The organism is Streptomyces sp. SID14478 (assembly GCF_010548525.1).
Lineage (GTDB): Bacteria > Actinomycetota > Actinomycetes > Streptomycetales > Streptomycetaceae > Streptomyces.
On the sequence record NZ_JAAGMG010001466.1, the window covers coordinates 1 to 3,765 of the forward strand.

5 protein-coding genes are annotated in these 3,765 nt (G+C 72.0%); 1 reads left to right on the plus strand and 4 read right to left on the minus strand.

Translation table 11 applies throughout. From position 1 onward, the window contains the following. Window positions 1-317: 317 nt before the first annotated feature. A complete protein-coding gene (locus tag G3I40_RS45910) occupies window positions 318-1,007 on the minus strand; it encodes a demethylmenaquinone methyltransferase (protein WP_164560714.1) in 690 nt (229 codons plus the stop codon). A gap of 77 nt (window positions 1,008-1,084) precedes the next feature. Here G3I40_RS45910 and G3I40_RS45915 point away from each other — a divergent pair, with 77 nt between their 5' ends. Then, on the plus strand, window positions 1,085-1,513 hold the full coding sequence (locus G3I40_RS45915) for a hypothetical protein (RefSeq protein ID WP_164560715.1): 429 nt from the start codon (window positions 1,085-1,087) through the stop codon (window positions 1,511-1,513). 5 nt (window positions 1,514-1,518) lie between these two features. Here the strand turns inward: G3I40_RS45915 and G3I40_RS45920 are convergent, their stop codons facing one another. The 3 genes from G3I40_RS45920 to G3I40_RS45930 all read right to left on the minus strand — a co-directional run. Beyond that, a complete protein-coding gene (locus G3I40_RS45920; protein WP_164560716.1) occupies window positions 1,519-2,112 on the minus strand; it encodes a hypothetical protein in 594 nt (197 codons plus the stop codon). Window positions 2,113-2,126: 14 nt separating this feature from the next. Next, window positions 2,127-3,326 (minus strand): cyclic dehypoxanthinyl futalosine synthase, encoded by a 1,200-nt coding sequence (mqnC, locus tag G3I40_RS45925; RefSeq protein WP_164560717.1) that lies wholly within the window; start codon window positions 3,324-3,326, stop codon window positions 2,127-2,129. Between the two features lie 45 nt (window positions 3,327-3,371). Continuing rightward, on the minus strand, window positions 3,372-3,765 hold a 394-nt coding region (locus G3I40_RS45930), incomplete at its 5' end, for an A24 family peptidase (RefSeq protein ID WP_164560718.1).

Here is a 3,765-nt window from a genome sequence, read left to right on the forward strand (position 1 = left end):
GAGGGCTGAGCGGGGCCCGGGGCGTAGGCAGGGGGCGGCGGCGCGGCGGGAAGAGCGGTGGGAGCGGCGGTGGGAGGCGGCGGCACGGTGGGAGGCGGCGGGGCGGCGGCGGACCGCTCCCGGCCGCATCTCATGCAGAAACGGGCCTCTTGGGGAGCCTCGGCTCCGCAGTGCGGGCAGAACGACGGCATCGGGAGCTCCGATTGACGGTCCGGGGACGGACGGGTGACATGCCGTCACCCGGCGTCACCACGTAATCAACGGACACATCTTTGCCGTGGTGCGGTTCCCGTCAACTGCAATACGGGAAACCGGAGTTACTTGATGCCGCGGTGCAGTGCCACGATCCCGCCGGTGAGGTCGCGCCAGGCGACCTTGCTCCAGCCCGCGCCCTGCAGACGGGAGGCCAGCTCGGGCTGGGTGGGCCAGCTGCGGATCGACTCGGCGAGGTAGACGTACGCGTCCGGGTTCGAGGAGACCGTGCGCGCGACCGGCGGCAGGGCCCGCATCAGGTACTCGGTGTAGACCGTGCGGAACGGGGTCCACGTCGGGTGGCTGAACTCGCAGATGACGACGCGGCCGCCCGGCTTGGTGACGCGGTACAGCTCGCGCAGCGCCTGGTCGGTGTCCTGGATGTTGCGCAGCCCGAAGGAGATCGTGACGGCGTCGAAGGTGTCGTCCTTGAACGGCAGCTTCGTGCCGTCACCGGCGGTGAACGGCATCCACGGGTGGCGCTGCTTGCCGACGCGGAGCATGCCGAGGGAGAAGTCGCAGGGCACGACGTACGCGCCGGCCTGCGCGAACGGCTGCGAGGACGTGGCCGTGCCGGCGGCCAGGTCGAGGATCTTCTGCGCCGGGCGCGCGTCGACCGCCTTGGCGACCTCCTTGCGCCACAGCCGCGCCTGCCCGAGGGACAGCACGTCGTTGGTGAGGTCGTACTTCTCCGCCACGTCGTCGAACATCGAGGCGACTTCGTGCGGCTGCTTGTCCAAGGATGCGCGGGTCACCCGCCCATTGTGGCAGCAGCCGCCCGGACCGCCGCGTCAGGGCAGCCGCCGGGGCCCATGACGCGTCGCCCTAGGATGTGCCCGGCGACGAACTGATCACGGGGGTGGACGAGTTGGCGGCACGAAGACGGGTGCGGGCCTGGGTGGCCGGGGCGTGGCTGGTCCTGGTGGTGGGCGGCTGGGCGGCGACCGAGACCCTGGACAACGGCATCGAGGCGACGAACGGGCCGCGCCCGGCGGGCCAGGCTCCCCCGTCGCCGACCCCGGTCACACTGCCCGAGGCGTGTCCGAGCCGCACGCCGCAGCAGGTTCCTGTCGCGGTCCCCACGCCGACACCACGGCTCACCAAAGCCGTGCCGCACCCCACTCCGACGCCGCCGCTCAGCGAGCCCGTGCCGGACGCCATGTCGTACCCGACGCTCTCCCTGACCTTCTCCAGCGAGGTCCGCGACACCGCGGTGGCCACCGGCGGGTCGGTGGACTGCGTGGTCGTCACCACCCGCTGAGCGGGTCAGCGCGCCCGGTACACCATCCGTCCGCCGATCACCGTGGCCACACAGGTCGAGGCCCCGCGGCGCACCAGCTCGGCGCGGTCGGCGACGTCGAACACCGCGAACCGCGCGGGCCCGCCCACGGCCAGCCCCGGCAGCAGCACCAGCGGCGTCGGGGACAGCGAGACCGGTCCGGGAAGCCGGTCGGGGCGGCCGCCGAACACGAGCCCGGACCGCTGCGCCACCTCCAGGACGGGCTTGGCGCGCAGCTCCCCGGCGAGCGCCACCGTGCCGTGCGCGAACAGCCGCTGGACGCCCCGCCGCGCGCTCGCCCCGAGCCGCGACGGGTCCGCCCGGAAGATCTCCCGGGCCCGCTCCCCGCCGATCGGCACGGTCCCGTACGTCTCGGCCTCGCGCGGGTCCGGGTGGTAGGTGGACTCCAGGATCTCGGGGCCGTACGGGTTGAGCAGACCGGGCGTGAGGATGCCGGGCCAGCGCCGCACCCGCGCGGACGGATGGGCGTCGGCCAGCTCCTCGGCCGTGCCGAGTGCCGCGACGTGCTCCCCGTCGACGAGGACTGCCGAGCCGTCGGCGACGGCGTGAAGTGTCAGCACGGACGCGGACAGCCCTAGTTGGTGGAGACGAGCTTGAGCTCGGGGTGCGCCGTGCCGCCCTCGATCGCGGTGGACGAGATGTGGGACATGACGCGCTCGTCGACCGGGTCGTTCGCCGGGTCGTCGTGCACGACGAGGTGCTCGTACGTCGTCGCGCGCTGGGCGGGCACCCGGCCCGCCTTGCGGATGAGCTCGATGATCTCCATGCGGTTGGAGCGGTGCTTGGCACCGGCGGAGGAGACGACGTTCTCCTCCAGCATGATCGACCCGAGGTCGTCGGCGCCGTAGTGCAGGGAGAGCTGGCCGACCTCCTTGCCGGTGGTCAGCCAGGAGCCCTGGATGTGCTGGACGTTGTCCAGGAAGATCCGGGCGATGGCGATCATCCGCAGGTACTCGAAGAGCGTGGCCTGCGTGCGGCCCTTGAGGTGGTTGTTCTCGGGCTGGTACGTGTACGGGATGAAGGCGCGGAAGCCGCCCGTCCTGTCCTGCGTGTCACGGATCATGCGCAGGTGCTCGATGCGCTCGGCGTTCGTCTCGCCGGTGCCCATCAGCATGGTGGAGGTGGACTCGACACCGAGGCGGTGCGCGGTCTCCATGATCTCCAGCCAGCGTTCGCCGGACTCCTTCAGCGGGGCGATGGCCTTGCGCGGCCGCTCGGGCAGCAGCTCGGCGCCGGCGCCGGCGAAGGAGTCGAGGCCGGCGGCGTGGATGCGCTGGATGGCTTCCTCGACGCTCACCTTGGAGATGCGGGCCATGTGCTCGACCTCGGAGGCACCGAGCGAGTGGATGACCAGCTCCGGGTACGCGGACTTGATGGCGCTGAAGTGCTCTTCGTAGTACTCGACGCCGTAGTCCGGGTGGTGGCCGCCCTGGAACATGATCTGGGTGCCGCCGAGCTCGATCGTCTCCGCGCAGCGGCGCAGGATGTCGTCGAGGTCGCGGCTCCAGCCCTTCTTGGTGTCCTTCGGGGCCGCGTAGAAGGCGCAGAACTTGCACGCCGTGACGCACACGTTCGTGTAGTTGATGTTCCGCTCGATGATGTACGTCGCGATGTGCTCGATGCCCGCGTACTTGCGGCGGCGGATCGCGTCGGCGGCGGCGCCCAGGGCGTGCAGCGGGGCGTCGCGGTACAGGGCGACGGCCTCTTCGGGGGTGATGCGCCCACCGGCGGCGGCGCGGTCGAGGACGGACTGAAGCGCGGCCTTCTCGGTCACCGGGCGTGCCCCTTTCGGAGGTGTAGAGCAGATTCTCAGCGTACGTCAGGCCGCCAGGGCCCCCAGCAGAACCCCCGCGAAGGCACCCAGGATCATGAACGGCCCGAACGGGATCTCCGTCTTGCGCCCCGCACGCCGGGCGACGACCAGGACGAGCGCGTACAGGCCGTTGCAGAGCACGCCCGCGAGCACCCCGATGGACAGCACGCCGAGCCCGTACCAGCCGAGCGCCGCCCCGAGCCCGGGCGCCAGCTTCACGTCGCCGAGCCCCATGCCGCGGGGGCTGATGAGGTGGAGCACCAGATAGAGGACGCCCATGGCGAGCGCCCCGAGCAGCGCGCCGCGCCAGGACCCGCCCGACTCCGGCAGCAGCGCGGCGGCGCCGAGCGCGGTCAGGGCGAGCCCGGCCAGCGGCAGCGTGAGCACGTCGGGCAGCCGG